This window comes from Ilyobacter sp. (assembly GCF_041583315.1).
Lineage (GTDB): Bacteria > Fusobacteriota > Fusobacteriia > Fusobacteriales > Fusobacteriaceae > Ilyobacter.
This window is the reverse complement of record NZ_JBFHGC010000230.1, coordinates 1-4,257: the sequence shown is the minus strand read 5'-3', so window position 1 is coordinate 4,257 and position 4,257 is coordinate 1. Positions and strand designations below refer to the sequence as shown.

Annotated in this window: 4 protein-coding genes; all 4 read right to left on the bottom strand. The window is 37.6% G+C overall.

Translation table 11 applies throughout. The features are described 5' to 3' along the window. Nucleotides 1-235 precede the first annotated feature (235 nt). Nucleotides 236-1,642, bottom strand: a complete 1,407-nt coding sequence (locus tag ABZA26_RS08850) for a carbon starvation protein A (protein WP_372714157.1) — start codon at nt 1,640-1,642, stop codon at nt 236-238. A gap of 131 nt (nt 1,643-1,773) precedes the next feature. After that, complete coding sequence (gene ilvC / locus ABZA26_RS08845; RefSeq protein ID WP_372714156.1) at nt 1,774-2,766, bottom strand: ketol-acid reductoisomerase; 993 nt, start codon at nt 2,764-2,766, stop codon at nt 1,774-1,776. A gap of 51 nt (nt 2,767-2,817) precedes the next feature. Further along, on the bottom strand, nt 2,818-3,054 hold the full coding sequence (locus tag ABZA26_RS08840) for an ACT domain-containing protein (RefSeq protein WP_372714155.1): 237 nt from the start codon (nt 3,052-3,054) through the stop codon (nt 2,818-2,820). Nucleotides 3,055-3,072: 18 nt separating this feature from the next. Next, the coding region (locus ABZA26_RS08835; protein WP_372714154.1) for a thiamine pyrophosphate-binding protein at nt 3,073-4,257 on the bottom strand (1,185 nt) is incomplete at its 5' end.

The window sequence follows — 4,257 nt, the reverse complement described above, 5'->3', positions numbered from 1 at the left end:
GGTCTATTAAAGTCTTGGCAACTGCCATCTTTAATCTTTACCAACAAAACAATACGCTATAACTAATTGCATTTTCCAGATACGAAATATCCTAAAAAAACTTGATTTTTTCACCAACTTTTTTCAAATCGACTTATTATAACTCATCTTTTGTTTAATGTCAACGCATTTTTAAAGCAGTTATCTCCTTGAAGAAAGAACCGTCTAAAAAAAACGGCTCTTTCTGCAAAAGAGTCTAAGCTCTTTCCAAATATTCAACCTTTTTGCTGGATTTACTTTTATTGAATACTATTATAAGTGAAGCTATTGCTGCAAATATTCCACTAAAATATGGAATAGATCCAGTCATCCTTAATCCCTCTGGAGCCATTAAAATATAACATGTCATTATCCCTGTCATAAAAGCTGCAGGAACTCCGGTGACCCACATATTTTTGTTATTCTTAATAAGGAAATACGTACACATCCAGAGAGTAAACGTTGCAAGTATCTGATTTGTAAAAGCAACATATCTCCATAAGGTGGTAAATCCAAGCTGAGACATAAACCCTGCTATTAAAAATAACGGAGCAGAAACTAAAATACGATTTTTGAATGATTTTTGCTCAATTCCAATTGCATCTGCTATAGTAAGTCTAGCACTTCTAAAGGCAGTATCTCCCGTAGAAATCGGTAATGCAATAACTCCAAAGCCTACCAGAACAATTCCGGCTTTCCCCAAAAGAGATGTGGATATCTTGCTTATAGCCACCATTCCGCCACCACTTTGTGCCAGACCCTCTGTTCCTCCGAAAAATGCTATGGCGATGGCAGCCCATGTAAGAGCCACTATACCCTCTATAATCATAGCTCCGTAAAAGGCCTTCCTTCCGGAAAATTCACTCTTTAGACACCTTCCCATAAGTACACTCTGGGTAGAGTGGAATCCAGAGATCGCTCCACAAGATATCACTACAAACATAAATGGAAAAATAGGTTTTCCTGCAGGATGAAGGTTCTGAAATGACACTTCGGGAATAGTATATCCCTTGATTAAAAGTGATGACATAAGAGCAACTACCATTATTATAAGAGAAGCTCCAAAAAACGGATATATTTTACCTATTATCTTATCAATGGGAAGCATTGTGGCTATAATATAATAAATTGCTATTAAAATTAGCCATATTCCTTTGGATATTCCTGTGTAACTTTTCATTATTTCTGCAGGTCCTGTTATAAAAGCTATTCCGACTATTATAAGAAGTATTACCGTAACAACTTTTATAAATCTTTCTGCACCTTTTCCTAAATACTCTCCTATCAGTTCAGGAATATTTTTTCCGGAATGTCTCATGGATATAAGTCCTGCATAATAGTCATGCACAGACCCGGCAAAAATACACCCGAATACTATCCACAGAAAACTAGAAGGACCCCACATAGCTCCTGCTATGGCTCCTGTCACTGGACCCAGACCTGCTATATTCAGAAACTGAATGAGAAGTGCTTTTTTCCAATTTATCTCCACATAGTCTACCCCATCACTCATAGTAGTCACAGGTGTAGCTCTCGAATCCACTCCAAAATTCTTCTCAAGATATTTCCCGTAAATAAAATAAGCTGAAATCAACATCACCAAACTTATAAAATAGCTAAACATAATTCTCCCCCTATACCTTCTTAAAATATTTATCTTTTTTATATACCCCGATAGTACTAGAGCAGCTGTCAGGGAAAAGTTCCTCTCCCAAGACAGCTGCCCATTAAATCTTTTAGATTTTATTTCTCAGCTTATTTTTTAAGCCAAGACATCATTCCTCTTAATTCATTTCCTACTTTTTCAACCTGGTGCTCTTGCTCAGATTTTCTCTTTTCGTTCATAAATTCCATTGTTTCACACTCTTTTATGAAGTTTCTGGCAAATGTACCGTCTTGGATATCTTTTAATACTGCCTTCATTCCTTCTCTAGACTCTTTAGTGATTACTTTAGTTCCAGTGATGTAATCTCCGTACTCTGCTGTATTTGAGATAGAGTCTCTCATCGATGTGAATCCACCGTCTATGATCATGTCAACGATAAGCTTCATCTCATGTACACATTCAAAGTACGCCATTTCAGGCTCATATCCAGCCTCTACAAGAGTTTCGAAACCGGCTTTCATAAGCTCAGTAACTCCTCCGCAAAGAACTGCCTGCTCACCAAAAAGGTCAGTTTCAGTTTCTTCTTTAAATGTAGTTTCGATGATCCCTGCTCTTGCTCCTCCAAATCCTTGAGCCCATGCAAGTGCAATTTCCTTTGTATTTCCTGAAGGATCCTGCTCTATAGCTATAAGTCCTGGTGTACCTGTTCCTTGAACAAAAGTTCTTCTAACCATGTGTCCAGGTCCTTTAGGCGCTGCTAAGAATACGTTTAAGTCTGATCTTAATTTTACAATATTATAAAGAACGTTGAATCCGTGTCCGAATCCTAGGTAAGCTCCCTCTTTAAGGTTAGGCTCGATCTGTTCAGCGTAGATTTTTCCTTGAGATTCATCTGGGATAAGAAGCATTACAACATCTGCACCTTTTACTGCATTTGCAATTGTATCTGCCTTAAGACCTGCAGCTCTTACTTTCTCCATTGTAGGAGATCCCTCTCTTAAACCTACTGTCACATCTACACCTGAATCAAAAAGATTTAAAGCATGTGCATGCCCTTGACTTCCAAATCCAACTACTACTATTTTTTTCCCCTTTAAGATTTCGATGTTACAGTCCTTTTCTGTGTATACAGTTACTGCCATTTTTCTATTCCCCCTTGTTTTTTTGTATTTATTTTAATGGTGTTGAAACCTTTATACTATCTCTACGCTTATTATATCGACTATTTTATACAGATTCTGTCTTATCTGTTCTAAGAGAGCTTGATCACTTTTGACGACGGCGAGAGTCATTCTGATGTTTTCAGGGTCTTTTTTACAAGGATGTGCAACAACACTTTCCAATTCATAACCCTTCTTACTAAATAAATTGTAAATTCTGGAATGAGCACTTATTTTATTTTTCGCCGTTATCAAAAGTTCTCTTTTCATATCTTCGCTCCTTATTTTTTATAGATTTGGATGCACAAGTGTCTGATATACATTTTTCTTTCTGTCTAAGACACATTCTATTATAACTGGTTCATCTGTGTCAATATTTTCATCATAGGCTTTTGTAAGCTCTTCTTCATTGGTGACTCTCACACCTTTTATCCCGTAAGCCTTTGCTATCCCCATAAAATCTGGATTTACATCTAGGTATACTCCGAAATGCTTTCCGCCTTTAAAGGTATCCTGGAGTTGTTTTACCATTCCAAGAGTCCCGTTGTTTATGATCATTATTTTTACAGGAAGATTGTACTGCTTCAGCATTATTATCTCCCCTACACACATCTGAAACCCACCGTCTCCCACTACAGAAATAACTGTGGTATCAGGTTTTTTTATCTTGGCTGCTATGGCTGCCGGGATACCAAATCCCATTGCTCCTGCACCACCTGAAGTTATAAAAGTTTTTGGTTTTCTAAATTTGTAATACTGGGCAACCCACATCTGATGCTGACCTACATCTGTTGTTATTATAGCATTTTCATCAGTTTTGTCGCTCAGAATCTCAAATATTCTTCTAGGTTCTAAAGAATATTTTTCACTAAATTTAGTAGGAGAATATTTCCCTTTGAGCTCATCTACCCTGTCTAGCCATAACTGCTCTTTTTTACCTTCACTGAGTTCTGCCATTTTATTCAGGGCTTCTTTTGCGTCACCCTGGATAAATACATCGGCTACAATTATTTTTTTATTTTCTGCCGGGTCTATATCTATATGTACCACTTTAGCTTGATTTAGAAATCCGTCTGAATCACATGTAAGTCTGTTATCAAATCTGGTTCCCACAGCCAGTACAAAATCAGCTTCCTGAATTATAATATTTGTAGCTATACTTCCGTGTACTCCGCCCATTCCCAGGAATAGTTTGTTGTCTCCAGGAAAACCTCCAAGTCCTAAGAGGGAAGAGGTCACAGGAATGTTGTTTTTTGTGGCAAATTCATAAAGTTCTTCTGCTGCCCCACTTCTTATGACTCCGGCACCTGAAATAATAAGCGGTCTCTTGGACACTTTCATAAGCTCCACAGCTTCTTTGACCTTTGTCATATCCAGCTTTGGAATATGAAGTGACGGGAACAGATCCAGTTCCTGATTCAAAAGTATTCCGAACCTCTCTTCTGGCATCTCTTCATTTTGAATGTCAGCAGG

Coding starts and splice junctions, on each gene's coding strand:
- ABZA26_RS08850 (WP_372714157.1), bottom strand. CDS start 1,642: ATGTTTAGCTATTTTATAAGTTTGGTGATGTTGATTTCAGCTTATTTT.
- ilvC (WP_372714156.1), bottom strand. CDS start 2,766: ATGGCAGTAACTGTATACACAGAAAAGGACTGTAACATCGAAATCTTA.
- ABZA26_RS08840 (WP_372714155.1), bottom strand. CDS start 3,054: ATGAAAAGAGAACTTTTGATAACGGCGAAAAATAAAATAAGTGCTCAT.